Origin of the sequence: Psychrobacter muriicola 2pS (assembly GCF_904846535.1) — a bacterium.
Lineage (GTDB): Bacteria > Pseudomonadota > Gammaproteobacteria > Pseudomonadales > Moraxellaceae > Psychrobacter > Psychrobacter aquimaris.
Map to the genome: position 1 here is coordinate 398,296 of NZ_CAJHBC010000002.1, position 26,392 is coordinate 424,687.

Annotated in this window: 21 protein-coding genes and 1 tRNA gene; 16 read left to right on the top strand and 6 right to left on the bottom strand. The window is 42.0% G+C overall.

The genetic code is table 11. The features are described from left to right. The first annotated feature begins 577 nt into the window (after window positions 1-577). From JMX93_RS04120 to JMX93_RS04170, 11 genes are all read left to right on the top strand, one after another. Window positions 578-2,776, top strand: coding sequence for a malate synthase G (locus JMX93_RS04120; protein ID WP_499203940.1), 2,199 nt, complete (start codon window positions 578-580; stop codon window positions 2,774-2,776). 779 nt (window positions 2,777-3,555) lie between these two features. Then, window positions 3,556-4,614: a porin gene (locus JMX93_RS04125; protein WP_193011699.1), complete on the top strand. Its 1,059-nt coding sequence runs from the start codon at window positions 3,556-3,558 to the stop codon at window positions 4,612-4,614. A gap of 193 nt (window positions 4,615-4,807) precedes the next feature. Then, a complete protein-coding gene (gene pyrG, locus JMX93_RS04130) occupies window positions 4,808-6,442 on the top strand; it encodes a CTP synthase (protein WP_198331731.1) in 1,635 nt (544 codons plus the stop codon). 230 nt (window positions 6,443-6,672) lie between these two features. Next, a complete protein-coding gene (kdsA, locus tag JMX93_RS04135; protein ID WP_193011697.1) occupies window positions 6,673-7,548 on the top strand; it encodes a 3-deoxy-8-phosphooctulonate synthase in 876 nt (291 codons plus the stop codon). Window positions 7,549-7,578: 30 nt separating this feature from the next. Next, on the top strand, window positions 7,579-7,833 hold the full coding sequence (locus JMX93_RS04140; protein ID WP_193011696.1) for a cation transporter: 255 nt from the start codon (window positions 7,579-7,581) through the stop codon (window positions 7,831-7,833). 233 nt (window positions 7,834-8,066) lie between these two features. Next, window positions 8,067-8,291 carry a heavy-metal-associated domain-containing protein gene (locus JMX93_RS04145; RefSeq protein WP_193011695.1) on the top strand — a complete coding sequence of 75 codons (225 nt, stop codon included), beginning with the start codon at window positions 8,067-8,069 and terminating at the stop codon, window positions 8,289-8,291. Between the two features lie 327 nt (window positions 8,292-8,618). Then, a complete protein-coding gene (locus JMX93_RS04150) occupies window positions 8,619-10,979 on the top strand; it encodes a heavy metal translocating P-type ATPase (protein ID WP_499203941.1) in 2,361 nt (786 codons plus the stop codon). A gap of 320 nt (window positions 10,980-11,299) precedes the next feature. After that, window positions 11,300-12,616, top strand: coding sequence for a phosphopyruvate hydratase (gene eno, locus JMX93_RS04155; RefSeq protein WP_045444505.1), 1,317 nt, complete (start codon window positions 11,300-11,302; stop codon window positions 12,614-12,616). Between the two features lie 124 nt (window positions 12,617-12,740). Further along, the gene (locus JMX93_RS04160) at window positions 12,741-13,049 is read left to right on the top strand and encodes an FtsB family cell division protein (protein WP_193011693.1); all 309 of its coding nucleotides are present in this window, start codon (window positions 12,741-12,743) and stop codon (window positions 13,047-13,049) included. A gap of 150 nt (window positions 13,050-13,199) precedes the next feature. Beyond that, entirely contained in the window at window positions 13,200-13,967 is a 768-nt protein-coding gene (gene ispD, locus JMX93_RS04165; RefSeq protein WP_499203942.1) for a 2-C-methyl-D-erythritol 4-phosphate cytidylyltransferase, read from the top strand. A 679-nt stretch (window positions 13,968-14,646) separates the two neighbouring features. Then, on the top strand, window positions 14,647-15,270 hold the full coding sequence (locus tag JMX93_RS04170; protein WP_443215738.1) for a BLUF domain-containing protein: 624 nt from the start codon (window positions 14,647-14,649) through the stop codon (window positions 15,268-15,270). Between the two features lie 464 nt (window positions 15,271-15,734). On the opposite strand, the gene JMX93_RS04175 is transcribed toward JMX93_RS04170, so the two are convergent. The 4 genes from JMX93_RS04175 to pyrC all read right to left on the bottom strand — a co-directional run bounded on the left by JMX93_RS04175 (window position 15,735) and on the right by pyrC (window position 18,379). After that, a tRNA-Glu gene (locus tag JMX93_RS04175) sits at window positions 15,735-15,810 on the bottom strand. A gap of 52 nt (window positions 15,811-15,862) precedes the next feature. Beyond that, on the bottom strand, window positions 15,863-16,060 hold the full coding sequence (locus tag JMX93_RS04180; RefSeq protein WP_140412980.1) for a hypothetical protein: 198 nt from the start codon (window positions 16,058-16,060) through the stop codon (window positions 15,863-15,865). A 297-nt stretch (window positions 16,061-16,357) separates the two neighbouring features. Continuing rightward, a complete protein-coding gene (gene rnt, locus JMX93_RS04185) occupies window positions 16,358-17,017 on the bottom strand; it encodes a ribonuclease T (protein WP_443518065.1) in 660 nt (219 codons plus the stop codon). Between the two features lie 291 nt (window positions 17,018-17,308). After that, the gene (gene pyrC, locus JMX93_RS04190; RefSeq protein WP_499203943.1) at window positions 17,309-18,379 is read right to left on the bottom strand and encodes a dihydroorotase; all 1,071 of its coding nucleotides are present in this window, start codon (window positions 18,377-18,379) and stop codon (window positions 17,309-17,311) included. A gap of 327 nt (window positions 18,380-18,706) precedes the next feature. On the opposite strand from pyrC, the gene JMX93_RS04195 reads away from it, so the two are divergent. Further along, window positions 18,707-19,945: an argininosuccinate synthase gene (locus JMX93_RS04195; protein ID WP_499203944.1), complete on the top strand. Its 1,239-nt coding sequence runs from the start codon at window positions 18,707-18,709 to the stop codon at window positions 19,943-19,945. 144 nt (window positions 19,946-20,089) lie between these two features. Here the strand turns inward: JMX93_RS04195 and JMX93_RS04200 are convergent, their stop codons facing one another. Next, window positions 20,090-21,391 carry a hypothetical protein gene (locus JMX93_RS04200; protein WP_499203945.1) on the bottom strand — a complete coding sequence of 434 codons (1,302 nt, stop codon included), beginning with the start codon at window positions 21,389-21,391 and terminating at the stop codon, window positions 20,090-20,092. A gap of 146 nt (window positions 21,392-21,537) precedes the next feature. Here JMX93_RS04200 and JMX93_RS04205 point away from each other — a divergent pair, with 146 nt between their 5' ends. Further along, window positions 21,538-22,053 (top strand): L,D-transpeptidase, encoded by a 516-nt coding sequence (locus JMX93_RS04205; protein ID WP_198331724.1) that lies wholly within the window; start codon window positions 21,538-21,540, stop codon window positions 22,051-22,053. A 214-nt stretch (window positions 22,054-22,267) separates the two neighbouring features. Continuing rightward, window positions 22,268-22,882 (top strand): nitroreductase family protein, encoded by a 615-nt coding sequence (locus JMX93_RS04210; RefSeq protein WP_443215393.1) that lies wholly within the window; start codon window positions 22,268-22,270, stop codon window positions 22,880-22,882. Window positions 22,883-23,097: 215 nt separating this feature from the next. Here JMX93_RS04210 and JMX93_RS04215 read toward each other — a convergent pair whose 3' ends face one another. Beyond that, window positions 23,098-24,807, bottom strand: a complete 1,710-nt coding sequence (locus tag JMX93_RS04215; RefSeq protein ID WP_499203946.1) for a CYTH and CHAD domain-containing protein — start codon at window positions 24,805-24,807, stop codon at window positions 23,098-23,100. A 337-nt stretch (window positions 24,808-25,144) separates the two neighbouring features. On the opposite strand from JMX93_RS04215, the gene JMX93_RS04220 reads away from it, so the two are divergent. Together JMX93_RS04220 and JMX93_RS04225 are read left to right on the top strand one after the other, a co-directional pair. Further along, a complete protein-coding gene (locus JMX93_RS04220) occupies window positions 25,145-25,720 on the top strand; it encodes a DUF4349 domain-containing protein (protein ID WP_499203947.1) in 576 nt (191 codons plus the stop codon). A gap of 12 nt (window positions 25,721-25,732) precedes the next feature. Further along, on the top strand, window positions 25,733-26,284 hold the full coding sequence (locus JMX93_RS04225) for a hypothetical protein (protein ID WP_499203948.1): 552 nt from the start codon (window positions 25,733-25,735) through the stop codon (window positions 26,282-26,284). Window positions 26,285-26,392: the final 108 nt, after the last annotated feature.

The following is a 26,392-nucleotide window of genomic DNA, read 5'->3' on the forward strand; positions in this document are numbered from 1 at the left end:
ACGGTTAAGCATAAATCTGTGAGGTAATGATTACTGATAGTTTATCTGTACTGGATGAGGTACTAATCAATAAGTGCTAATAAAATCTCTTAGCGCTTATGTCATATAGGTTATCATTCTTATACAACCTCAGTATTTATTTAATGAATGATGTTTTCTTGTTTATTTCTTTGTTTGATAGTAGGATGATATTTTGCTTAAGCGCTATTTTGTCTTACTATTGATGTGTAGCCATATTGTATTGTTGCAGTGGTGATGATTGCTAATATTATGCAGTTGAACTGTTTAAAGTGGGTACAAGGCAACCGAGCTCAAATTGTACACTAAGTACATTAAGCGAGGTTGACACCATAATCAAATGCTTTGACTATGCTAATGGCTAATGCGGCAAAAAACATAGGTTAATAGCATAGCATAAATAGTTGAGTCACTATTCACGACAAGCTTGTATGATATATCAGTAGGTTTACTTAGTATTTCATCTAAATTTGGAATAGATGCCTAAGGCCGACAATGTGTAATCATTGCGGTAGCAACTTCGTATTTACACCCCTCACGAACAGATAAGGATAACAACATGAGCCAGTCTTCTAACGCCAATCGTATTCAAAAAGGCATTCTTGCCATCGACCAGCAATTGTATGACTTTATTGAAAACGAAGTGCTGCCGAAAGTCGGTGTTGATTCAGACAGTTATTGGTCAGGTTTTGAAAAGGTCATTAAAGAGTTTACGCCGCGCAATAAAGCATTGCTTGCAACTCGCGACAAGATTCAAGCGCAGATTGACCAATGGCACCTGCAGCATCCTGCTAAAGACGGCAACATTGATTATCCTGCTTACAAAGCATTCTTACAAGAGATTGGCTATCTGTTGCCAGAAGGCGATGATTTTAAAGTTAGCACAGAAAATGTCGATGATGAGATTGCTCATATTGCAGGCCCGCAGCTGGTCGTACCAGTACGTAATGCGCGCTACGCATTGAACGCAACCAACGCTCGTTGGGGTAGCCTGTATGATGCTTTATATGGTACTGACGTTATCAGTGACGAAAATGGTCAAGAAGCAAAAGGTGGTTACAATCCAACTCGTGGCGCTGCTGTCGTTGCTTATGCCAAACAATTCCTAGATGAAAACTTTGCATTGGCGTCAGGTTCATATAACGACGCGACCGGCTTTAAAGTGGTCGATGGTAAGCTTGAAATTGTCCAAGGTGATAGCAGTACTGAGCTAAAAGATTCAGAAAAATTCGTTGGTTTCGTCGGTGATGCCGCAAACCCAACGGGTATTTTATTAAAAAACAACGGCTTGCATGCAGAAATTCAAATAGATGCCAATCATCCAGTCGGTAAAGACGATCCTGCTCATATCAAAGATGTGCTACTAGAGTCAGCCATTACGGCGATCCAAGATTGTGAAGACTCAATCGCTGCTGTTGATGCAGAAGAAAAAGTGGAAGTGTATCGCAATTGGCTTGGTCTCATGAATGGTGACTTGCAAGAAACCTTTGAAAAAGGTGGCAAAACCCGCACACGTCAGCAAAATCCAGATCGTGAATACACCACTCCAGACGGTGGCAAGCTTATCCTGCCAGGTCGTTCATTACTGCTGATTCGTAACGTCGGTCACCTCATGCAAAACCCTGCAATATTGGTCGACTTGGGTGATGGTCAAGAACAAATATTCGAAGGCTTGATGGATGGTCTGATTACACCACTATTAACGCTCAATGACCTTAAAGGTAAAAATGAGCTATCGAATTCACGTAAAGGTTCAATGTATATCGTGAAGCCAAAAATGCATGGCCCTGAAGAAGTCAAAATGGCCAACGATTTATTCAATGCAGTAGAAGATTTATTAGGCTTAGAGCGTAATACCATCAAAATCGGTATCATGGATGAAGAGCGCCGTATGACGGTCAACTTAAAAGAAGCCATCCGCCAAGCGAAAGAGCGTGTTATTTTCATTAACACAGGTTTCTTAGATCGTACTGGTGATGAGATGCATACCAGCATGAATGCAGGCCCCTTTGTACCTAAGGGTGAGATGAAGTCACAAGCATGGCAGCCGGCCTACGAGCAGTGGAACGTTGATATCGGTTTAGAGACTGGTCTACAGGGTGTTGCTCAGATTGGTAAAGGCATGTGGGCGAAGCCTGATGAGATGAAAGAGATGATGGACACCAAAGCTGCCCATCCTAAGTCTGGTGCTAGTACTGCATGGGTACCATCACCGACAGGAGCAACCTTGCACAGTATGCACTATCATCAAGTAAGTGTTGCTGATGTTCAAGACAGCCTAAAATCACGTGAACGTGCCAGTTTAGACGACATTTTGACCATCCCCTTAGCAAAAAACACCAATTGGACAGACGAAGAGAAGCAGCAAGAGCTAGACAACAATGCTCAGGGCATCTTAGGGTACGTTGTACGTTGGGTAAATCAAGGCGTTGGTTGTTCTAAAGTACCGGATATCAATGATGTGGGTCTAATGGAGGATCGTGCTACCTTGCGTATCTCTAGCCAACATATTGCCAACTGGTTGCACCATGGCGTGGTTAGCGAGCAGCAAGTAATGGATACCATGAAACGTATGGCAAAAGTCGTTGATGAGCAAAATGCAGGGGATAGCGACTATCAGACGATGGCAGATAGCTTTGACCATTCTTATGCGTTCAAAGCGGCCTGTGATTTGGTATTTAAAGGTCGTGAGCAGCCAAGTGGCTATACTGAGCCATTACTGCATCAGGCACGCCTTGATCTCAAAGCAGGCTGCTAATATTACGCAGGTTAATATTAAAAGCAGGTTAATATTAAAAGCAGGTTAATATTAAGATAAGGCATGATGAATTTTGCCTTAGGATTCTTAAATGACTGACAGCAGCTTCTTTTTGGCTCATGTGCTTAATAAGAAGTCGGTAATGGGTGTTTACTTTAGTTACTATCAGCAAATATTTTTGACACAATAGCCGTGAGAACCGCTTTTTCTCTGCTTTTGTATCAATTTATCGATGCCAATTGTGACTGTCAGCATGCTATGAATGACATTTATTATTTTTTATTAGCCCTACTTATTCATTAATAAGTAGGGCTTTATTTCTGTGGATTAAAAAGTATTCGTTACGATAATTTCAAGTTCTTGGTAATTATATTAATCAATAATATCTTTATCTATTTGAGCAGGTAGGGATTTTTTCTGCGCAGACCTACATTCTATAGTAGATATAGTGTTCAACAAATACTGAGTTTAAAAATTGAAAAAATATGTTGCAAATTATGTCAAAGTTGTTATGCTTGTATTCGAAGTATGAGTTTGGTAACGGATGTTACGCAACGGAGCGATAAAGACCTAAGTTTACATGGCAGTTACTTTTTAATCCCAGTTATGTAAGTCATGGTTTTTTTCATCTTACTGTAATAGAACTTCGCCACACTTGTTTCTGACTAATCTCGGTAGCCAGTTACACATTATATCTTTGAGGATTTGTGACGATACCATTATGAGCACCAGCTAATAATAGCTAGCTTATTACTAAAATTGTAAAGTGGAGATACCCCATGAAAAAACTACTTTTAGCTACAGCAGTTGCTGCCCTATCTGTATCTGCAGCCAATGCAGCGCCGACTGTCTATGGTAAAGCATTCTTAGCTCTTGACTATGTCAATGCAGATTTCAATGCAACTGCGGCTGGTGAAGATTTCGATGAAAACACAGTAGAAATCAACTCTCATTCTTCACGTTTAGGCTTTAAAGGCTCTGAAGCCATGACTGCCAACACTGATGTGATCTATCAGTTAGAGTATGGCACAAGCATTGACGGTGATAATGATACTTTCTCTAACCGTGATACTTATCTTGGTGTTAATAACAAGCAATTCGGTGAGTTCCGTGTTGGTAAAAACCAATCTAGCCTAGACAAAATTAACAACGTTGTTGTTAACGAAGGTTATTGGGATAACATGGGTACTAACGACATGGAAGACGACGTTGTTGAAGCCTTAAACATGGCTGACAGTCGTCGTATCAATAGCTCAGCTATTTGGACTGCACCAAAATACAATAATCTACCATTAGAATTGTATGCTATGTATAGCTCTGATGATGATAACTTCAACAATGATGCTGGTTTTGGCGTTGCAATGATGTTTGACCAAGGTACAGGCTTCACTGCTGGTGTGGCTTATGACAAAGATCAGAACATTCAAGGTGATATCATCCGTGGTACTGCAACTGTAGACTTAGGTAAATACATCGCCGCTCCTGTAACACTTGGTGCGCTATATCAAGTAGCTGATTTTGATTATGCTCGTGATACTAAGAAAGAAAAAGGTTTAGTGGTTAGTGCTCAAATGGGTCTAAGTAACTTTGCTCGTCCAGCATCTGTATACGCACAATACAACAAAACTGATAACCTTAATGGTTGGAATGATGCTAATTCAGACCAAATCGTTGTTGGTGGCAAATACTTCTTTAAAGACAACATCATCATGCATGCCTATGCTGGTATGAACAATGCTGATGATCTTAAGAGTCTTGATGTAGATGGTGAGACTTTAGTTACTAGAGGCGATGCTGAAGTATTCGTAGTTGGTAGTGGTCTAGAATACAAATTCTAATCTAAGCATTAGAATCTGATTATAAAAACTCATCCTTCGGGGTGAGTTTTTTTGTTATGCCTATTTGAGTGGGTAGTACGTTATAATAGCTAGGTACTAAAAACTGAATGTTTCAAAGAGTTTGTGCTTTTGCCCTATATTTTTTGACGTATTTTTAGTAAAATCCTTCTTTACCAATTACCGACAGAGTACTATGACCAAGTTTATATTTGTGACCGGTGGGGTAGTGTCCTCACTAGGAAAAGGTATCACCGCAGCCTCTCTTGCAGCGGTCTTAGAAGCCCGTGGCGTGACCGTCACGATGACCAAGATGGATCCGTACATCAACGTCGATCCAGGTACGATGAGCCCATTCCAGCATGGCGAAGTATTCGTCACCGAAGATGGCGCAGAGACCGATTTAGATTTGGGTTACTATGAGCGCTTCTTACGCCATTCAAAAATGAGTAAGAGTAATAACTTCACTAGTGGTCGTATCTATCAAAACGTTCTAAATAAAGAGCGCCGTGGTGAGTATCTTGGTGGTACAGTACAGGTTATTCCACACATCACTGATGAAATTAAGAGTAAGATCTTAGCCAGTGGTGAAGGGTATGATATCGCTATTATTGAGATTGGCGGTACCGTTGGTGACATCGAATCGCTACCATTTATGGAAGCCGTACGCCAAATGCAAGTAGAGCTTGGCCGCAATAGAGCCATGCTGATGCATTTGACGCTAGTTCCCTACATTGCTAGTGCAGGCGAAACCAAAACCAAGCCAACGCAGCACTCAGTAAAAGAGCTGCGTTCTATCGGATTGCAGCCTGATATATTGATTTGCCGCTCTGATCACCACATCTCGCCAGACAACCGTCGCAAAATAGCGCTGTTCACTAATGTGGAAGAGCGTGCGGTTATTATGTGTGAGGACGCCCAAAGTATTTATCAAATACCACGTACGCTTCATGAACAGGATCTTGATGATTTGATCTGTGAGCGTTTTGGTTTAGATGTACCAGAAGCAGATTTAAGTGATTGGGATAAAGTGGTTGAAGCTCAGCTTAATCCTGAAATGACTCTCACGGTGGCGATGGTTGGTAAATACGTCGAGTTACCTGATGCTTATAAGTCGATCAACGAAGCACTGCTGCATGCTGGCATCACTCATAAAGCTGATGTCAAGATTGACTATGTTGATGCTGAGCGTCTAGAAGACGATGACAGCTTATTGGCGCAGTTACACAATGCTGATGCCATCCTAGTACCAGGTGGTTTTGGTGAGCGCGGTACGATGGGTAAAATAAAAGCCATCACTTATGCTCGTGAAAACAACGTTCCATATTTAGGTATTTGCCTTGGTATGCAGCTAGCAGTGATTGAATACGCGCGTAATGTACTCAAAATTGATGCCAACTCTTCTGAGTTTGATCGCAAAACGGCAGAGCCTATCATTGGTCTTATCACTGAGTGGTTAGATGAGCGCGGCGAATTACAGATTCGTAGTGATGACTCGGACCTTGGTGGTACCATGCGTTTGGGCGCGCAGCAAGCCGAATTGGTTGCTGGTAGTAAGCTGAGCCAAATCTATGGCGCCAAAAATATCACTGAGCGTCATCGCCATCGTTATGAGATGAACAATCGCTATATCGAGCCATTAGAGCAAGCAGGCATGACCATATCTGGTTATTCTGCCAAGCAGCACCTAGTAGAATCGGTCGAGATTGCTGATCATCCTTGGTTTGTCGCCGTACAGTTTCATCCTGAATTTACCAGCTCGCCACGCGGTGGTCATCCACTGTTCAACAGCTTTGTAAAAGCGGCTAAGAACTATAACGAAAACAAATAATCGTTAACGTATGAAAATTTGCATGTATAAAAAAGACTGATCTTCGGATTGGTCTTTTTTTTGAGTTTAATTTGATTACTTTGGTCATGAATGAAGTTGTTTTTCAGCAATACGCATGACAATTTTTCTAATGGTTGGTAAGCAATTACGCTTAACCCCTTTTTTTACTGAGCCTATCGGTTACAATATGGGACAGAAATATTGATAACAATAAAGAGGGCAACGACTTCATGGAACATTTATCAACGGCTCAATCACATATCAAACTTACTACGCCAAATGGCAATACTATTAATATCGGTAACGATCAGCCGTTTGTGTTGTTCGGTGGTATGAATGTTTTGGAATCAAAGGAATTGGCATTCGAGATTGCGGAGCAATATGTCGAAATATGTCAGCGTTTGGGTATTGGCTATGTCTTCAAAGCCAGTTTTGATAAAGCCAACCGTTCAAGCCTGCACTCGTATCGAGGTCCTGGGTTAGAGCAGGGTATCGATTGGCTGGGTCAAATCAAAGAAAAGTTCCAAGTGCCGATCATTACTGATGTGCATGAGCCGTATCAAGCTGCACCCGTCGCTGAAGTGGCAGATATCATTCAACTACCTGCATTCTTATCGCGTCAGACAGATTTGGTACATGCGATGGCGAAGACAGATGCAATTATCAACATCAAAAAAGCGCAGTTTTTAGCGCCGCATGAGATGCGTCACATCGTTAATAAATGCCTCGAAGGGGGTAACGATAAATTAATTTTATGCGAGCGTGGTAGTGCCTTTGGTTATAATAATCTGGTCGTTGATATGCTAGGTTTTGATACCATGAAGCAGATGAATATACCGGTGTTCTTTGATGTGACGCACAGCTTACAGCAGCCGGGCGCACGTAGCGATAGTGCGGGCGGTCGCCGTGAACAAATCACAACATTGGCACGAGCAGGGATAGCGACAGGACTGGCGGGGTTGTTTTTAGAGGCGCATCCAAGCCCAGAAACCGCAAAATGCGATGGTCCGTGTGCCCTACGTATGAGCCAGTTAGAGCCGTTTTTGCATCAGCTTAAGCAAATTGATGACTTGGTCAAAGGCTTTGAGGTGTTAGATACTCATTAATTTATTCACAGATAATAAGAGGCTGAGATCATGGCGATTCAAACAGCAAAAGTCAGTATCGAAAATATCGATGATGATGAAGGGTTAAAGAGTGTGATGATAGCATTGAAAAATATCACAGGAGTGACGGCCATCGAGCTTGATCCTGATAATAATGTTGCCACCATACGTTATGAAGACACAGATACCAGTATCCATGCCTTTACCGCAGCAATTAGTACTGTTGATTATGTGACCCAGCCGTTTCCTCTTGATGCACCGCAAAACCCACATCATGATGATTAGATTTTATTAAGAGCTCTGATTCTAAAATAAGACAGATGACCTGTCGCTTAGGCTTAAATGTACGGTTCTATTAATAAAGTGACAACTAAAGAGACTTGTTGTTAACCGTGATAGAGCTTATGCTAGTTGAATACTGTTTTTATAAAGCTTTGAAGTACAATGATAAAAGCAGCTTGTTTAAATATATAACTATTCACTGATAAAAACTCAATTACAAGAATAAGGAGCCTTTCATGGCAAACCAAACACGTATTATTAAAATTGATGGCATGACTTGCGGTGGCTGTGTGGCAAGTGTCCATAATGCTACTGCCGATATCGATGGGTTAGACGATATCAGTATTGAGCTTGCAGACAATCAAGCGACGGTTACTTTTGATGACAGCAAAACCAGTGTCGAGACAATTGCTGCTGCTATCGAAGATGCTGGCTTTGATGCTACTGTTGCCAATGCTTAAGCTCATTCGTTCGTATTAAAAAACCAGCTATCATGGCTGGTTTTTTAATGATTAGAAGTTATTGATAGTAGTGTTGACATACAGTGTTTTCTTTTTCAGTATCGCTAAAGAAGCTGAAAGATTTGAATTACTACTAATCATGACCATTTAAGGTTTAACACCTGTATTTAGCCTTAGTGCAATTATTTATTGAGAGTCGCCTACTAATTATTCAGTGCTACCATACCAATATTGAATTTTAGAGTGTGATATTTGTTTGACTTAGATGTCCCAACTCAGACGATTTTATAACGCCATAACGCCATAACGCCATACCGAGTTTTATTTATGAATGATTCTACCCAAACTGATACTCATCATGCCTACGATGTAAAAACTGACATTCAATCCAATACGCCGCACACGCCGCAGCGTGCACACTTGCAGTTGGCGATTGAGGGGATGACATGTCAAGCCTGTGCCTCACGAATTGAGAAGGTGCTCAATAAAAAGCCGTCGGTATACGAGGTGAGTGTAAACTTCGCTGGTGAGACTGCTAATGTCGATTATGATCCGATCCAGACAACGCCTGAACAGGTGACAGAGTGGGTAAATAAAACAGGCTTCGTTGCCAACTTGCAGGCGGCCGATAGTTTATTTGCCAAAACAGACGAAGATACCGCGACTCAGTACCCGTGGCGCTTGATAGGGTTATGGATTTGCTTGGTGCCGTTTTTAGTTGGTATGGCAGGTATGTTCGTTGGACAGGGTATAGCGTGGATGCCACCGGTTTGGCTTCAGTTTATATTAGCGACCATTGTACAGTTTGGATTTGCTTTACCATTTTACAAAAGCGCTTGGGCGTCTATCAAAGGTGGTCTTGCCAATATGGACGTATTGGTAGTCATCGGTACGGTAACCATTTGGGCGTATTCAACGTATCTGTGGCTGACACATGGCGATGGCACTTTAAATAGTCTGCTGCAAAGTGGTCATGCTGGTGGTCACGGTGTGGATGGCAGTCCTGCGGTGTATTTTGAAGCAGGCGTAATGGTCATTGCTTTTGTGCGTACGGGTAAGTATCTAGAAGAGCGCACCAAAAAACACAGCCTCAATAGTATCGATTTATTATTGTCCTTAACCCCCGATGAAGTCGAACAGCAGCAGCCGAATGGCGATTTTCACAATGTTGCTCTTAAAGACGTGCAAGTTGGTGATATTTTGCGTGCTAAGCAAGGCAGCCGTGTCGCAACGGATGGGGTAGTCATTGATGGCAGTGGCTGGTGTGTGGAGAGTCACTTAACGGGTGAGTCGGTACCGCTCAAAAAAGAAGTGAGAGATAAACTGTTGGCAGGGGCCTTGGTCGAAAATGGCAGCTTGTTATACCGCGTCAGTGCTAAAGGTAGTGATACAAAGCTTGGTGATATGGTACAAGCCCTCAGCGATGCCCAAGGCTCAAAAGCCAATTTAGCCCGTCTTGCCGATAGAGTGACGGCAGTATTCGTACCAGTCGTCGTTGCCATTGCGCTTATCACCTTTGGGGTGACGTGGTGGCTGACTGGCATGATGGATACTGCCTTAATGCATGCAGTCTCGGTGTTGGTCATTGCTTGTCCTTGTGCCCTAGGTTTGGCAACGCCAGCCGCTATTATGGCTGGTATGGGTGTTGCTGCTCGTCATGGTGTCTGGTTCAAAGATGCACAAAGCCTTGAAGCGGCAGGCAACATCGATACAGTAGTGCTCGATAAAACAGGTACTTTGACCATTGGTAAGCCGACTATCGTGGATCATGTGATGGTGGATAAATCGCTTGCAGTCGATGATGTTTTACAAATTGCAGCAAGCGTTGAGGCGCATGCCAGTCATCCGCTAGCAACAGCATTGATTAACGCGGCTAATGAGCGAAACTTGCCCTTGATGAATGTGACTGATATTAGTGTCATTAAAGGCGCTGGTATACAAGCAAATATTGAAGGTCTGGGTGTGGTAAAAGTCGGTACCGCAGAGTTTGCTAACTTAACGCTGCCTAAGCTGATGCCAAAGGTATGGCAAATTGCCAGTACCGTCGCCGTCAGTATTAATGATGAAGCTTTAGGTGCTTTTGCCCTAGCCGATGACTTAAAAGTAGATACTCCGAAAGCTATTACTGCGCTACAAGATGCAGGTATCAATGTCATTTTGATGAGTGGTGATAAGCAGTCCGTCGTCGATCATGTGGCAGGGCAGCTGGGTATTGAACAAGCTTATGGTAAAATGAGCCCACGTGATAAGGCCAGTCAAATTGCCTTGTTGCAAACGGCTGGTCATAAGGTTGCAATGGCAGGCGATGGTGTCAACGATGCGCCAGCGATGGCAACTGCCGATGCAAGCTTTGCCATGTTTGAAGGCACAGATGTCGCCCAGCATAGTGCGTCTGCACGTCTAATGGGTGAGTCGCTCATGCATATTGATGCCGCGCAAAAAATTGCTAATGCAACGGTGCGCAACATCAAGCAAAATTTATTCTTTGCCTTCATTTATAACTGTCTGGGTATTCCGCTTGCTGCTTTTGGCTTTTTAAATCCTATGATTGCTGCTGCTGCGATGGCGCTTAGCTCTATTTCTGTATTAATGAATGCGTTACGTTTGACCCAATTTAAAACAGAGGTTGAGCTGGATAACACAGTATCTGGCTCCGAGACTAAAGCAAAGCGTCTAACGAAAGCATAAGAGTCATATTACTTTTGATATTATGGGTGCTGAGACAAATCCATAATTGGTAATTTGTTCATCTAGGTGTGATTTTATGAGCGCCAGTCGGTGTAAGATAAGGGAAGTTTGGCAAAATTTATGCTATGATGCCAAGCACTATAGCTGACGGTTAAAGTATTAAAAACACCTTTAATCTTGCTCAAAACTTGCTGATTATAGAGATAAGCAAAGCTGGTTTGGGCATAGTACTATACGAGATTTTGCTTTATCTTTTTTGTATTCTAGTTGCCGTTATTTATCCCACAAACTTGGCATGACCAAAGGAATTAACAGACATTATGTACGCTGAAGAAACCACCAACGTCACCGCAATTAAAGACATTCGCGCCCGTGAGATTTTAGACTCGCGTGGTAACCCAACCATCGAAGCTGATGTAATCTTAGCTGATGGCACTATCGGCCGTGCTGCTGCGCCAAGTGGTGCATCAACTGGTTCACGCGAAGCGCTTGAGCTACGTGATGGTGACCAAAGTCGCTATATGGGTAAAGGCGTCAAAAAAGCCGTTGCTAACGTCAATAGCCAGATTCGCAGCGCGTTGATGGACAAAGACGTCACTGAACAGCAAGGCATTGATGATGCAATGATTGCGCTAGATGGCACAGAAAACAAAGACAGTCTTGGTGCTAATGCCATGCTAGCAGTCTCTCTTGCTACTGCAAAAGCAGCTGCCAAGTCACAAAGCTTGCCATTACATCAATACATTGCAAACTTGCGCAATCAGACGTCGCTGACGATGCCTGTACCGATGATGAATATCTTAAACGGTGGTGAGCACGCGGACAACACGGTTGATATCCAAGAATTTATGATTGAGCCTGTTGGTTTTACCAGCTTTTCAGAAGCATTGCGTGCTGGTACAGAAATTTTCCACAGCTTGAAATCTGTGTTGAAATCACAAGGTTTAAATACTGCGGTCGGTGATGAAGGCGGCTTTGCGCCAAACCTGCGTAGCAACGAAGAAGCCATCACCGTTATCATGCAAGCGATTGAGCAAGTCGGCTATAAAGCGGGCGAAGACATTCATTTGGCGTTAGATTGTGCGGCTAGTGAGTTTTATAAAGATGGTCAATATATCTTGGCAGGCGAGGGCAATAAAGCCTTTGATAGCCAAGGATTCTCAGACTATCTAGTCGGTTTGGCACGTCAATATCCTATTATCTCTATCGAAGATGGGCTTGATGAGTCTGATTGGGATGGTTGGAAATATTTGACTGAGCAGATTGGTGATAAAGTTCAGTTGGTTGGTGATGATTTATTTGTGACCAATCCTGCTATCTTGCAAGAAGGTATCGATAAGCATATTGCTAATGCGATTTTGATTAAATTTAACCAAATTGGTACCTTATCCGAAACACTAGATGCGATCTATCTAGCGAAGAAAAATGGCTATGCAACCATTATCTCACATCGTTCAGGTGAAACTGAAGACAGCACCATTGCAGATTTAGCTGTTGGTACTGCTGCTGGTCAGATTAAAACTGGCTCACTATGCCGTTCAGACCGTGTCGCAAAATACAATCAGCTGTTACGTATTGAGCAACAAGTCCGTGCAAGCTATCGTGGTCGTGAAGAGTTCATCGGTCTACGTGGTTAACAAGCCAGATTTCTTGCTACAGCTAGGCGATATGTCATCATTAATAGGGTCGTATATCGCTTAGTGAGCTTAGCTGGCTTTTTATTTTAATTATTGTCTCTATATTGTTTGGCGTTATTATCTTATGAAATACTTTAGCCAATTTATGCTACTTGCTCTAGCCGTTGCCGTCCTTTTAGGACTGCAATATCAGTATTGGCTGGGTGAAAATGGTCGCTTTGAGCATAATAAATTGCTGACTCAAATCGAAGATCAACAACGCCTAAACGAAAACCAAGTGGCAGCAAATAACTTATTGCGTACTGATGTGCATGACTTAAAAAATGGTCTTGAGGCAGTAGAAGAGCACGCACGTTTAGATTTGGGCTTGATTAAACCGAACGAGACCTTTGTACAAGTATCTACGGCACCTACGACGCATAGTCGTTATTAATTGCTCCTAACTGTCGAAAACTATGATCTTCTATTTTCTATAATAGAAACCTTATTCATCTGAAATTTATTACCTCTCTTATTCTTCATTTCTCCCTAGCCATACTGTCATGGGTTCGAACCATGAATAATACTTTATGAACATTGCCTTATGAATACCACACCTAATGTACATGCCATGATTGTCGCTGCGGGTCGCGGTAGTCGTTTTGGTGCCTCTGTCGCCAAACAATATACGATGTTGCAGGGGCAGACCTTGCTACAACATAGTGTGGCACGGCTTGCTGGTAGTGCTTATATTAATAAATGCTTATTGGTCGTCGCAGCAGATGACAGCACAGCTGAGCAATTAGAGTTTGAGCTTCCTATACGCTATGCAGTCGGCGGTACAGAGCGCTGGCAGTCTGTACAGGCAGGGGTAAAGGCGATTGTTGATGCGGGAGCGGACGACTCAGACTTGGTCGTTATTCATGATGCTGCACGTCCTGCGGTTCCCAATCATGATATTGAACAAGTCATCGAAGCGGCGATGCTAGAGCCTTATGGTGCTATCTTAGCGACACCGGTGGCTGACACCTTAAAGGAGTCTTATCTCCAGTCTACCGCTCAATCTGAGCTTGTAGAGGAGACTCCTATGGCTAACCCTACAATTAGCAGCAGCATACATCCTTATGCTAAACGCACTATCGATCGCCGTCATATGTGGCAAGCACAAACGCCGCAAGTGTTTCGCTTAGGTCAGCTGCAGAAAGTATTACATTATGTCACTGAACACGAGCTGACCATTACTGATGAAGCCAGTGCATTTGAATACTTGGCATTGCCCATTCGCCTCGTGACTGGTAGTCGCCAGAACATAAAGCTCACGTATCCTGATGATGCCATTTTGCTTGCAGCAATTATTAATGCCCAGTCCTAGGGTATGTCCTCAATTCGAACGATAGTCATCTGAATCGGCTAAAAATGGCTAAAGGTATGCCAAACAGCGTCAAATATCTGGTTAATATGTACATATTATCTGTACTGTTTTCCTTTTTTTCCTAACATTTATCTCATTTTTATCGCTATTCTAAAATTGAGGACACGGCCTCGTTATTCTGATAAATATCAAAAAATGCTCTACTCTTTATTTGCTTACGCTTACTACTAGTTATCTAGGATAGTACCTAGAGTATTTCTATATATTGATAAGTTTGGATAACGCAGTAATTGATATTGCAATAGGCACCAGTCTGTATCAATCATTACTAATGAGCCGATGGCTTTATCACTCACTCTTGAAGATTTTCTGTCATCAATTTCACACCATATTACCTACTTATTCTATCGCTGCCAAAAAACCACACTTCAAATTCTCAGCATAAATAATTCTAAAATATTGTTTGGTTTTATCAATTAGTGATATAAGGTAAACATATATTGCTTTGATGACTAAACTAGCCTATGATGTAACCAACTTAATACAATTAATATAAACATTTATAAAATCAATAATATACCAAGCCGATTTGATATTTTCAAAGATCTTGTCTCTATGTTTTTTCTAAAGTTAGTATGGTTGTCTTAGCTACATTTACCTGAAAATAGGGAGAAGCTGATTGTCAACAATCAATGATTCTACAAGTCCAGTAACGACAGATCTCTGTCAGCTTATATATATAAGCCAAATTACTTCGACTGGTCTTTCAAGCCCCAGCACGCTTAACGACATCTCAGAGGTCGCGATTGAGCGTAACCAAGCCGATAACATTACGGGTATTCTTTGCTATGGCAATGGCTACTTTTTTCAATGTGTAGAAGGGTCCGAACAGGATTTAACCAATCTAAAGAATCGCTTGTTGGTAGATGATCGACATAAAGAATTAAAAATATTAGACTTTTCAGAAATTACCGAGCGCCGTTTTTCGAACTGGTCTCTACGTTCTATTACGCTTGAACGTTGGATGACTAAAGAGCCTGAGCTGAAAAAACTCATGCCGTTTAAGCCCTATGATTGGGGCTCTAATGAATGGCGAAAATTCTTAGATATCTTACAAGGGTATTATGAGGAACAAGCAAGAACTGGCAATATTGACACGCCGCCTATTAAGTACAGCACATTAGGTGTGACGTTAAGTAAGGTCGTCGGTCAGCATCAAGCATTCTTTTTGATTCAAACGGTACTAGGCATCATGATTGTCATGACATTGTTATGGCTAATGCTATCAGATAAGATTTGGTAGTTTTTGTAAATACAGACTATTTGATCTAAAAATCCAGTATTAAATGCTGGTTTTTTTTTGCTTAAATTTATGATAAAAGCTTCAATTAATAAACAAAGTAGCAAGTTAAGCATCGAAACTATGGATAGCTATGCTTAGTTTCAATGCTTTATAACGCTAATAGGCATATTACAGTGGATTCAAAATAATTTAGAGTCAAGGGAGGCGGGGCAAGTGGACGCCCTATCACTAATATCTTGAGCGAACTTAATACCGAATCTTATATATAAAATTAACTATGCTTCATTTATCAAGTAAATTGGCGATCACGGGCTAAGTTTTGAGATATTAAGAGCGTCATGATATAAAAAACAGGCATAAAAAAAGCCCAATCACAATATTATGTGATTGGGCTTTTTGGTGGTACGCTTATTAGTCTTATAAGATGCTTTGCAGCAAAATTGCTAATAAGTGACGCCAAATAGTGGCGTCCCCAGGGGGATTCGAACCCCCGTTACCGCCGTGAAAGGGCGGTGTCCTAGGCCTCTAGACGATGGGGACTAGTAACAATACCTCAGCTGCTTTCACCATTTATGCTGAAGTGGTGCGTATTCTAATAGCGTCTGCGCTTGCTGTCAAGCCTTTTTCTTCTTCTTTTTAAAATTAAATATCTTTTTTTGATTGCACGGCGAGGATGTAAGTCATTACGCTTCAAATGATAGCGAATCCATAGAGAAGTACAAGCACTGATAGTCAATGCGAGTAGCATATAACCGAGGATGGTTCCCCATAACTTAAGCTGTGGATCCATAATAGTGTCCCTCCTATTACGCCTCGATAGCATGAATCATACTGGCTATCGAGACAATGCGGGCAACTTAAACCATCTATAGGATATAAAGAGACGTTCTAACGTGAGGGTTTACAATAACTTGTCTAGTTTTGAATTATTGTACACAATATAGTGTTCAATGGTTAGACAAGTCGCTGATTTATTGTGCCATCAATCATATCCCTATCGATTGTAAGATCAAGATGTTAAAGTCATCAAGTATTACAAATAGCACTATTATGGGTAGTTGGCAATATAGGATATGTGATAAATGGATTATTTATTACCGCTATCCTTCAAATCCGCTTTATTGTCTTCAGTATGCATCGCATTAGCCAGCATAGGGTAATGGTTTAGGATATGACAAAACAGCTCAGCGGTCTTTTGCGTATCATATAGTGCAGAATGAGCATCATTGCCATCAAAATCAAGCCCTGCTGCCTTACAAGCACGTGCTAACACTGTCTGACCAAATGCCAGCGCGGATAAGGTCACTGTGTCAAAAACTGAAAAGTTATGAAATGGGTTGTGACTTTTGTTATTGCTACGCAGCACGGCCGCATTCAAAAACGCCAAGTCAAAATGGGCGTTGTGTCCAATTAAGACGCACTGGCGGCAGTCTTCAGTACGGCGTACTTCTTTTAACCCTTTAAAGATACGGCGTAGTGCTGTTTTCTCATCCTCGGCAATGGCTTTACGCATCGGATTGTTGGGATCAATTCCAGTGAAGGCAAGGGCGCTCGGTTCGAGATTCGCGCCTTCAAAGGGTTCGATATGAGCATTGAATGCTTCCCCAGGATAAAACACACCTTGCTCATTCAGTAGCACAGGAATACAGGCAATTTCTAGCAAAGCATCGGTTTGCGCATTAAAGCCGGCAGTTTCCACATCAACGACGACAGGCAGAAACTTACGAAATCGGTCTTTTAGACGCATTGGTGCTAGCTCGTCTGCTGCGGTATCTTCTGTGTGACTATTTGACGTGATCTTAAGGCTGTCATCTACAACGTTTGATGAGTTTTCGTCAGGTAAGGCGGCATCGTTTGGAGTGGTCATATCTGGTTAAATCGCTTTTATCAGTCGTACTGTTATATTGAATTAAGTCATTAAATGAAAAACAAACACCCTATGATACAAATCACACCGCTGGTTAGTAGGTGTCATGCTTATCATAGGGTTGAAATTCTAAAGTTAAAATAGACTAAAGATGGTTTTACTTAGTGAGTTTTATGCCTTGATAGACCAAGGTAGCATCTCACCCGCCATTAACGGCGTTAATGATGAGCCATCAAAGTAAGGATAAGCTACTGGCACTTGCATAGTCGTATTGACGAGCGTAATAGTGCTTTCATTGACTGGTAATCCATAGAACTGAGCACCAAAACGGCTGGCAAAGCCCTCTAACTTGTCTATTTTACCCACGCTATCAAAAGCGGTGGCATACAATGGTAGCGCCGTTGCACCGCTATAGCAGCCAGCACAGCCACAAGCGGCTTCTTTTTTATCCGTCGCATGTGGGGCTGAGTCCGTGCCTAAAAAGAACTTGGGATTACCACTGGTAGCGACATCTAATAATACTCTTTGATGGCTTTCACGCTTGAGGATAGGCAAGCAATAAAAATGCGGTTTGATACCGCCAACCAACAGATGATTGCGGTTAAACATCAGATGCTGCGGGGTAATAGTGGCGGCAATGTGATTGCCTTGTGCTAAGACAAAATCAGCGGCATCACTGGTGGTAATATGCTCGACGACAATCTTTAATGTGGGGAATTTGACGATAATTTGCGCCAATACTTCGTCTAAAAAGCGTTTCTCACGGTCAAAGATATCCACATGATCTTGCGTCACTTCGCCATGTATCAGTAATGGTAGGTTGTACTTTTCTAATGCTTCAAAAACATCGACGCAGGCGTTAATATTGGTGACGCCATCAGCCGAATTGGTAGTCGCGCCAGCAGGGTAAAGCTTGACCGCTTGGACGATACCTGATTGTGCTGCCATCTCGATATCTTGGGCAGTGGTTTTGTCAGTGAGATATAAAGTCATACGTGGATCGAATGCAGTTTTGCGCTCAGCATCCAGCTCACTGGCTGCTAAGTGCGCCATGATACGGTCGCGATAGGCACGCGCATCGTCAGTGTTCTTAACAGGAGGCACTAAGTTTGGCATACACATGACACGGTTAAAACTGTTTGCTGCATGCGATACAGTAGTGCTCAATGCTTTACCATCACGCAAATGAATATGCCAATCGTCTGGCTGAAGGATGGTCAATTCTCTAATCGAATCAGTCATAATGTCGTCGCGCTCTATATCGTCATATACGGAAATAAAAGGAAGGGATACTGTACCGCTATCATAACAGATTTGCCTACTTGACTAAATATGCGGCTAAATATCTGTACATAATAGATTGGTTGTTTTTTTATTTGCTGCAATCAACTGTCACCTACATGTGAACAATTGAAATCTATCGACCCAAAATTTAAATCAAAAGCTTGTGCCATGGGGCAGTTGCACTTTTGCCTATAGTAAATATGATGTACACTGAGCAAGTAATTTATCTTTTGATTGAATCTTAGCGCTTTTCCTAAAACTAAATGCTCACAACAGGAGTTTTTCATGGCTCAACTTGATCCAAAAAATATTAATAAAATCGTCTTGGCCTATTCAGGTGGTCTTGATACCTCCATCATCGCTAAATGGTTGCAAGAAACCTATGATGCAGAAGTGATTACCTTTACCGCTGATATCGGTCAAGGCGAAGAAGTTGAGCCAGCACGTGCCAAAGCGGAAGCCATGGGCATCAAACATATTCATATTGAAGACTTACGTGAAGAGTTCGCCCGTGATTATGTATTCCCGATGTTCCGTGCCAATGCCATCTATGAAGGTGAGTATCTGCTCGGTACTTCTATCGCACGTCCATTAATAGCTAAGCGTTTGGTTGAGATTGCTAAAGAACATAACGCCGATGCCATCAGTCATGGTGCGACTGGTAAAGGGAATGACCAAGTACGTTTTGAGCTTGGTGCGGTTGCTTTATCGCCTGACGTGGTTACCATTGCACCATGGCGTGAGTGGGATTTGTCGAGCCGAGAGAGCTTGATGGAATATGCCAAAGAGCATGACATTGCTATTGATTATGCGGGCAATAAGAAGAAATCTCCGTACTCAATGGATGCCAACTTATTACACATCTCTTATGAAGGCGGTATCTTAGAAGACCCATACGCCGAAGCAGAAGATGATATGTGGCGCTGGTCAGTGAGTCCAGAAGAAGCACCTGATGAAGCACAATATCTAGAATTAGAATACAAAAAAGGCGACATCATTGCTATCGATGGTGAAGCGCTTAAGCCTTATGAAGTCATGATTAAGCTTAATGAGATTGGTGGTCAGCATGGTATTGGCCGTTTGGATATCGTCGAAAACCGTTATGTCGGTATGAAATCACGCGGTTGCTATGAGACGCCAGCGGGTACCATTATGTTAAAAGCGCATCGCGGTATTGAGTCATTGACGCTCGATCGTGAAGCCGCACATTTGAAAGATGAGCTGATGCCACGCTACGCTAAAACGATTTATAACGGCTATTGGTTCAGCCCTGAGCGTATGATGTTGCAAGCGTTGATTGACAAATCACAAGAATACGTTAACGGCACAGTACGCGTAAAACTATACAAAGGTGCTGTGAGCGTTGTTGGTCGTAAGTCAGATGATTCGTTATTTGACGAAAAAATCGCAACTTTCGAAGATGATGCTGGTGCTTACGATCAAAAAGATGCGGAAGGTTTCATTCGCTTAAATGGTCTACGTTTGGCGATTGAAGCCAGCCGTGGTCGTGATTTATCAAAGTAAGTATGCTTTGCTAGATAAAGCATGAATAAGATACATGAATCAAAAGGCGCTATGTTAATAGCGCCTTTTTTTTGTGGGTTTTTTAAAGGTTTGTTCGATAATTTTTTACTACTTAATAAATTATGTATTAATTGCTGCTGTTTATCATTGAGACGCTTTTGTTTCTTTGGCATCAGGCTCATCATCATCATCCATCCTGACAATGGCCACATCTTGCTGTTGACGTTCCTCGATAAGGTCTTGTTCTATGACCTCTTCTGTCGCCAGTAACACACCGTCAGACTTTTGGCTTTGATACTTGAGGGCTGCAAGCCCGCCAAGCACACCGATAACAGCAATAATAATCAAGATAACCGGATTTTTCCACAGCGGTATGGATGCCTCGTACTCAATGGGCTTTTCACTGGTGGTGGCTGGCGTATTGTCGTTATTACCACCGATTAAGCCCAGACTAACCAGAGGCGGTTTTGGTGCGCTGGCAGGTTCGGAAGTAATACGTAGGCGATTACGCTGTAAGTATATTTCTGAAATCTTAGCCAATTGCAGTAGCCAGCGTTGGTGCGGTAAGCTGATGGCGGTCATTTCTGCAAACATCAACAAGTCATTATGTTTGCCTTGTTGGGCATTTGCAGATGAGCGTCCGATGACTTTTAAATAATTACCCGTCGCCAGTTGCATATCTTGCACAGGCTCATGACGTTCAGGTTTGAAAGTCGTTAAATCATGCCAGTAAGGATTGAAAGCTGGCGGGGTGCCTGCGAGCTGCTCTGTGCTCAATAAGGCACGTTCTGTGTTGGAGTTATGTTCGGATTTGGCTGCTGATTTTATCTTTATTGCCGAGTCTAAAACGACCTCCGATGCTGCAATTAGACCTTTATCGTCATTAGCTTCATTTAATTCGACAGAGATAGACGTTGGCTCATTGGCGGCAAAGCGAGCAGCTGATAAAAACTGCGGTTGTAAAGCGAACCATTTATCCATCTCGTTGTTATCAAGTTGGCTATATTCGGCCAAAATAGCCAGTTCACGTAAGACAATCACGCATAGAGATGTGAGGAGTATCTGTACTTGCTGCGTTGTTGTATCAATCTGCTGAGCAATATAATCACTGGCTTTAATCACACGAGCATTATCATAAAATATCGCATCCGCCGCATCATGGCGATGATATAACGTCGCATTAATGGTCGAAAAGTTCATCGAATTATATTGGCGTAGCTCTTTGACAGCGCCGCGACTAAACAGCTTTTTGCTTACAGCTTGACCATCATTGTGCTGCTGGTAAGCGAGCAAGGCACTGACAATGGCCTGCAAACTAGCATCCATTGCCAATCGCGCTTGCGGTAATGAAAGCTTGGCGGCATCTGCCAATAATGACACCATTGGCTTGGTATCTTGATAGAGAAAATCATACATCGACACACGTGTCGGTGAAATAGTCGTCATAATCTGCTAGCATCAAAAAGTGTGCCCCTATATTACGGTGCCAAAAGCCTTGATACAATCCCTTAATAATAGAAAAAACCAGTCAACTTACTCATCACGCGGTCAATAATGCCCTCAACCTCATTAGTGACAGTTGGAAGCCCTTTATGAAAAACAACGAAAACTCTGATATACATTTAGTGATTAATATTGCTCAGCAAACATTGATTCTCTACCAGCACAATAAAAAAATGGCTCAATATGCGGTGTCTACCGCGAAAAATGGTATTGGCAGTCAGCAAGATAGTGGCTGCACACCTCTTGGCAAGCACTTTATTGCGAAAAAAATCGGTGCAAGCGAACCCATAAATACGGTTTTTATTGGACGTGTCCCTACCGGCGAGATATATGAAGCAAAGCTGGGTATGCTACATCCTGAGCGCGACTGGATCTTAAGTCGTATTCTTTGGTTAGGGGGTGTGGAAGAAGGGTTGAATAAAGGCAGTAATAGTGAAGGTGGCTGTGATACTTATCAGCGTTATATTTACATTCATGGTACGCCAGATAGTGAGCCGATGGGCGAGCCACTCTCGCACGGCTGTATACGTATGCGTAATGAGGATATTATTAAGTTGTTCGACCAAGTTGAAGCGGGTACATCGGTAGTGATTATCGCTCATTAACCACTATTTATTAAATGCTGCTGAGTAAATTATTTTTGCCGAAGAGCTTAAGTAAAACAGAATAACTGCATAGATTAATTGATAAAATAAACTTTATGGAGTATAGATATTATTTAGCATAATGATATAATAAATCCCTTGCTAAAAATCAACGTGTCATCCCAAACATGGCTCGTTTAACCTATATTTTATTATAATTACAAGGATAATATTGATGTCTAAAGAAAGCCTAGTCACTTTACAACAAGCCTTTGATGAACGCCGTTCGATCTATGCCTTGGGCAACGAGCTACCAGTAGAGCCACAAACGATTGTAAATATGGCAGAGCGGGTTTTATTACATACCCCTTCTTCTTTTAATTCGCAATCTTCGCGATTGGTCGTACTGTTTGGTGCAGAGCACCAGAAGTTGTGGGATATCGCTGAAAACAAACTGCGTGAAGCAGTCGGTGATGGCGATTTTTCTGGCACTAAGCAAAAGCTAGATGGCTTCCGTGCCGCTGCTGGTACCGTGCTATTTTATGAAGATAACAAAGTGATTAAATCATTGCAAGAGCAGTTTGCGCTATACGCAGACAAATTCCCAGTTTGGGCGCAGCAAACCTCAGCCATGCATCAGTATGCCATGTGGACAGAACTACGCACGCTGAATATTGGTGCAAATTTACAGCACTACAATCCGCTTGTGGATGAAGACGCAGCTAAGGCTTTTGCTATCCCAGATAGTTGGGAGTTGGTGGCACAAATGCCATTTGGTAACATTGTTGAGCCTGCTGGCGAAAAAACGTATCAGCCAGTCAGTGAGCGTATGAAAGTTCTGGGTTTATAAAATGCTCAAGCTTATAAAAGCGCTAGGCTTAGCAAATGAACGCTAATTTTTGATGTATGATTGACTGAGTCGAGTTGTTAAATTTCAACATAGCTGAGTTTAATCATTCAATCAAAAAAAAGTGCTCAAAAAAAGACAGCCCATATAAAGTGAGCTGTCTTTTTTATTCTGGATTTTGTTTATTCTAAGCGTTGTTCCTGTTGCTAAGAGTATTTTTAGCGAAATATTGAGCTGTCTGTTACTTTAGCCAAGCATTTTTCAGTAGGTTTATGGTCTATCGCTTGCATGGCTGCAAACCAACCGGCTCCATATAGTGCATTCCTCTCTGTCTCTGATTTTAACTGATAGTGCTGTTGATACACCATATGATTGCGATATTGATTCAAAGATTTTTGCACTTTTGCTAAATATTTTAGCCAGCGTTTGTTTGTCTTCTTCGTTTTTTTCTTTTTTGACTTTTTCTTATCTAATAATGGCGCAGCAAACTCACTGATATAAAGTAAGGTCGTTAACTGTTGATGTAGTTCATGCATGGCTTGCGTTTCATTAAAGCTCTCTACATCAATGTTTTCTATATCGTCACTTCCTACATCAACACTTTGTGTATTGACGCTTTCTGAGTCAATACCTTCTAAGTCCACACTTTGTAAATCGTCATTTTTTAAATCACCACTTTCTATATTCATGCTAGCAGAGTCAGCACCGTTTTTACTCTGAAGCTTTTGCACTGCTTTGCCAAGCTTTGCCTGCTGTTTAGATAGTGTTTTTGCCATTTTATCGATGGCGAGTTGGTCAGATTGCGGTTCAAGGCTTGGGTTACTCATGGTAAAGGCGATCAGCTCAAGTAAGATCAACTGAAAATCATTGGCGCTGACAGCATCCTTCGGAGTAATCTTCAGCGCGTCGATATCTGTTGTCCAATCGACTGTAGGTGAGCCTTGCTGTTGTAAATTAGGCTCTATATATGAGGCAAGATGGGCAAGCTCTCGATAATCATTAATTAAAGCCGTTGTTTGTTTTAGTATCGGCAGCCAGTCTGGATTGATTTCGTCAGAGTAGCTGGTGAATTCTTGTAGGGCAGCTTGCAAGCGGGTAATACCGATATACAGTTGTAATATATGGTCATCTTCTTCGCTGCCAGCGACGATAGCACTACTATTGGGCAGTATTTGCAACAGACAGTTATGCACGGCTGCGCGCACAAAGGCCGGCATGCTGATTTTTTTATCGATATTTAGCTGGCTAAGGTCAGCATGAACGGCTGAGCTATGCTGCTGCCCAGTAATGAGTAAGCCACCGCGTTCAGCTTTGGTCACCGTAGACAGACAAAGCTTATAGCGTTTACACCAAGTTTTGGCGGTTACAAATAAAAAATCGATATCTCCTGATACCAGCTCAAACTCAACCTCTTGAATAGCAGCGCGCTGAGTATCGTCATTGCCGTGAATGATTTCTCCATAATCGTACGCCATCTCGATATGGTTAATTGCTTCATCGTCACCCTCATCTACCAGCAATCGTGCGGTGCGCTCTACATCGGTAACATATAGCCGTGTGAGATTTTTAGCCAGTTTTTTTAGCTTAAATTTAGCCAGAGCAGGGGCGACAGAGGTGTTTTTATAAATGGTTAAATCAGGCATGAGCGCATTATTATCGAGCATCGCCTCTACCTGCTCACTATCCAGTACCGCATTATGCTCTAAACGTGCCGCAATGCCGTCGCCGCCCGCTTTGATGGTCTGTACCCAAGCGTCGCCTTCTTTACGAATACGTAAGCCAATGCCTGCCTCTGCAAGCTGTTGGTCAGGGGTATCGTAATAATGGGCAGCCAGTGGCGTCACCTCAGAAGATTTGACTCTTGCTTGACGCATCAAACCTTTTAGTCGCGACTCTGGTACCAAAAACTTTAGCTCTATCTCTTGCATGATGGCTCCCGATTATTTTAATAAATTTGAATCACTACCATCGTATGAAAGCTATCGCCGAATAACAAGCGAAATCTTTTCTATAAATAATCTGAGCGAATATTAGAGATATATTTTTAGTAAGTAATCATTATAATTAAGGATAATTATTGAACAAAAGTAGAATAAGGGTAATTAGCTTTATAATGAAAGCTAAAATATTGTTATCTAATATATCTCATAAAATGCCGGATTATAAAATAATGACGCAATGCAATCAAAAGAAGTATGACATTCAGCAATCTCATTCAATATTAATGCCTAAAGTCTTGTTTTCATCAGCTTTCTTTTACCAATAATGCTCGGGTCTGTTTTATTGATAGGCGTCTGCGACTGCTCTTCTGAATATGCAGAAAGTAGCGCAGATCTGACAGAAGTGGCAACTGAAGAAGTTGCAGAGGCTACAGCAGGTGAGATGGTCAGCATCATGTCAGATGCGGCAGTCGATAACGCACCCAATGGCTTAGAGGTTGCAAATCTATCGAGCACTAGTGAACAAGCGCTTGGTAGTCAGACAACAGACATTAAAATTGCTGGTAAAGCGTTATTGATAACTGCCAGTGCTGATTTTAAAGTTGAAGATGTCGTCAAAACTAGTGATGCTATTGAGAGTTTGACACGGCAACAGGCTGGTTATGTGGCACTTAGTAATATTAGTAATCATCCACGTGATAGTCGAACCTTTGTACAAGGCAATAAAAACATCACGATTACAACCTATACTCGTAAAGCTAACATGACAGTCCGTATCCCTCGCGGCAATGTCAGCAAATTCCTAGCGCAATTACAACAGCAAGTCGCATTTTTAAATGAGCAGCAGTTTAGTGCTCAAGATGTGACATTAGATATTTATCGTGAACAGCTAGCGAGCTAGCTAAATAGTGATATGGCAAGCGAGCTTAGCCAAGAACGCCTCAATAGTAAAAATGATAAAGACCAAGGCAGCAATGTTGATGCCATTACCGCGACTTATGCTGCGCGTCGTCAGCAAGAGCTTGCCAAGCTTGAGCAACTGGCTATCGCTGATAAAGTTCAATATAGCACCATTAACCTGACCTTTATGCAGCCAGATATCAGTTATAAAGAAACCACACAAAATCTAGATGTGCTATTGGATGCTGAGCAGCCAAGCTTTAGTACCCAAGTTAACCAAGCATTTAAAGATGGCTGGGAGATACTCAGGTCAGTAGCGCTTGGATTGATACAACTGTGGTGGCTGCTTGTACTTGGTGGTATTTTTTATCTAATTTACAGAATGATAAAGTCAATCTATCGTAAATTTTTTAAAAATGACCCCCGTATAAAAAATATAAAGCGTGAGCTGATGGGTGAAAACCCAGAAACTTACGATTCAGTCAGTATACAGATCAGTCAGGTAGATGATAATAGCAATAATATGAAAGAGACTGATAGTAAGGATAATAAGCACTCAAGTTGAAACTTAACAAGCTCACAGTGATAGAGTGCAAATAAGCAGACATAAAAAAGCCACCCTACAATGTAGGACGGCTTTCTTTATAACTAGCACTTACGAAATGTACTTATA

Excerpts from the sequence above, each read along its gene's own strand:
- JMX93_RS04205 (WP_198331724.1), top strand. The coding sequence starts at position 21,538 with ATGAAAAACAACGAAAACTCTGATATACATTTAGTGATTAATATTGCT.
- kdsA (WP_193011697.1), top strand. The coding sequence starts at position 6,673 with ATGGAACATTTATCAACGGCTCAATCACATATCAAACTTACTACGCCA.
- JMX93_RS04200 (WP_499203945.1), bottom strand. The coding sequence starts at position 21,391 with ATGACGACTATTTCACCGACACGTGTGTCGATGTATGATTTTCTCTAT.
- pyrG (WP_198331731.1), top strand. The coding sequence starts at position 4,808 with ATGACCAAGTTTATATTTGTGACCGGTGGGGTAGTGTCCTCACTAGGA.
- JMX93_RS04220 (WP_499203947.1), top strand. The coding sequence starts at position 25,145 with ATGCTCGGGTCTGTTTTATTGATAGGCGTCTGCGACTGCTCTTCTGAA.
- JMX93_RS04125 (WP_193011699.1), top strand. The coding sequence starts at position 3,556 with ATGAAAAAACTACTTTTAGCTACAGCAGTTGCTGCCCTATCTGTATCT.
- JMX93_RS04145 (WP_193011695.1), top strand. The coding sequence starts at position 8,067 with ATGGCAAACCAAACACGTATTATTAAAATTGATGGCATGACTTGCGGT.
- JMX93_RS04215 (WP_499203946.1), bottom strand. The coding sequence starts at position 24,807 with ATGCAAGAGATAGAGCTAAAGTTTTTGGTACCAGAGTCGCGACTAAAA.
- eno (WP_045444505.1), top strand. The coding sequence starts at position 11,300 with ATGTACGCTGAAGAAACCACCAACGTCACCGCAATTAAAGACATTCGC.
- JMX93_RS04120 (WP_499203940.1), top strand. The coding sequence starts at position 578 with ATGAGCCAGTCTTCTAACGCCAATCGTATTCAAAAAGGCATTCTTGCC.
- JMX93_RS04180 (WP_140412980.1), bottom strand. The coding sequence starts at position 16,060 with ATGGATCCACAGCTTAAGTTATGGGGAACCATCCTCGGTTATATGCTA.
- rnt (WP_443518065.1), bottom strand. The coding sequence starts at position 17,017 with ATGCGTCTAAAAGACCGATTTCGTAAGTTTCTGCCTGTCGTCGTTGAT.
- JMX93_RS04160 (WP_193011693.1), top strand. The coding sequence starts at position 12,741 with ATGAAATACTTTAGCCAATTTATGCTACTTGCTCTAGCCGTTGCCGTC.
- JMX93_RS04150 (WP_499203941.1), top strand. The coding sequence starts at position 8,619 with ATGAATGATTCTACCCAAACTGATACTCATCATGCCTACGATGTAAAA.
- pyrC (WP_499203943.1), bottom strand. The coding sequence starts at position 18,379 with ATGACTGATTCGATTAGAGAATTGACCATCCTTCAGCCAGACGATTGG.
- ispD (WP_499203942.1), top strand. The coding sequence starts at position 13,200 with ATGAATACCACACCTAATGTACATGCCATGATTGTCGCTGCGGGTCGC.
- JMX93_RS04210 (WP_443215393.1), top strand. The coding sequence starts at position 22,268 with ATGTCTAAAGAAAGCCTAGTCACTTTACAACAAGCCTTTGATGAACGC.
- JMX93_RS04195 (WP_499203944.1), top strand. The coding sequence starts at position 18,707 with ATGGCTCAACTTGATCCAAAAAATATTAATAAAATCGTCTTGGCCTAT.
- JMX93_RS04140 (WP_193011696.1), top strand. The coding sequence starts at position 7,579 with ATGGCGATTCAAACAGCAAAAGTCAGTATCGAAAATATCGATGATGAT.
- JMX93_RS04225 (WP_499203948.1), top strand. The coding sequence starts at position 25,733 with ATGGCAAGCGAGCTTAGCCAAGAACGCCTCAATAGTAAAAATGATAAA.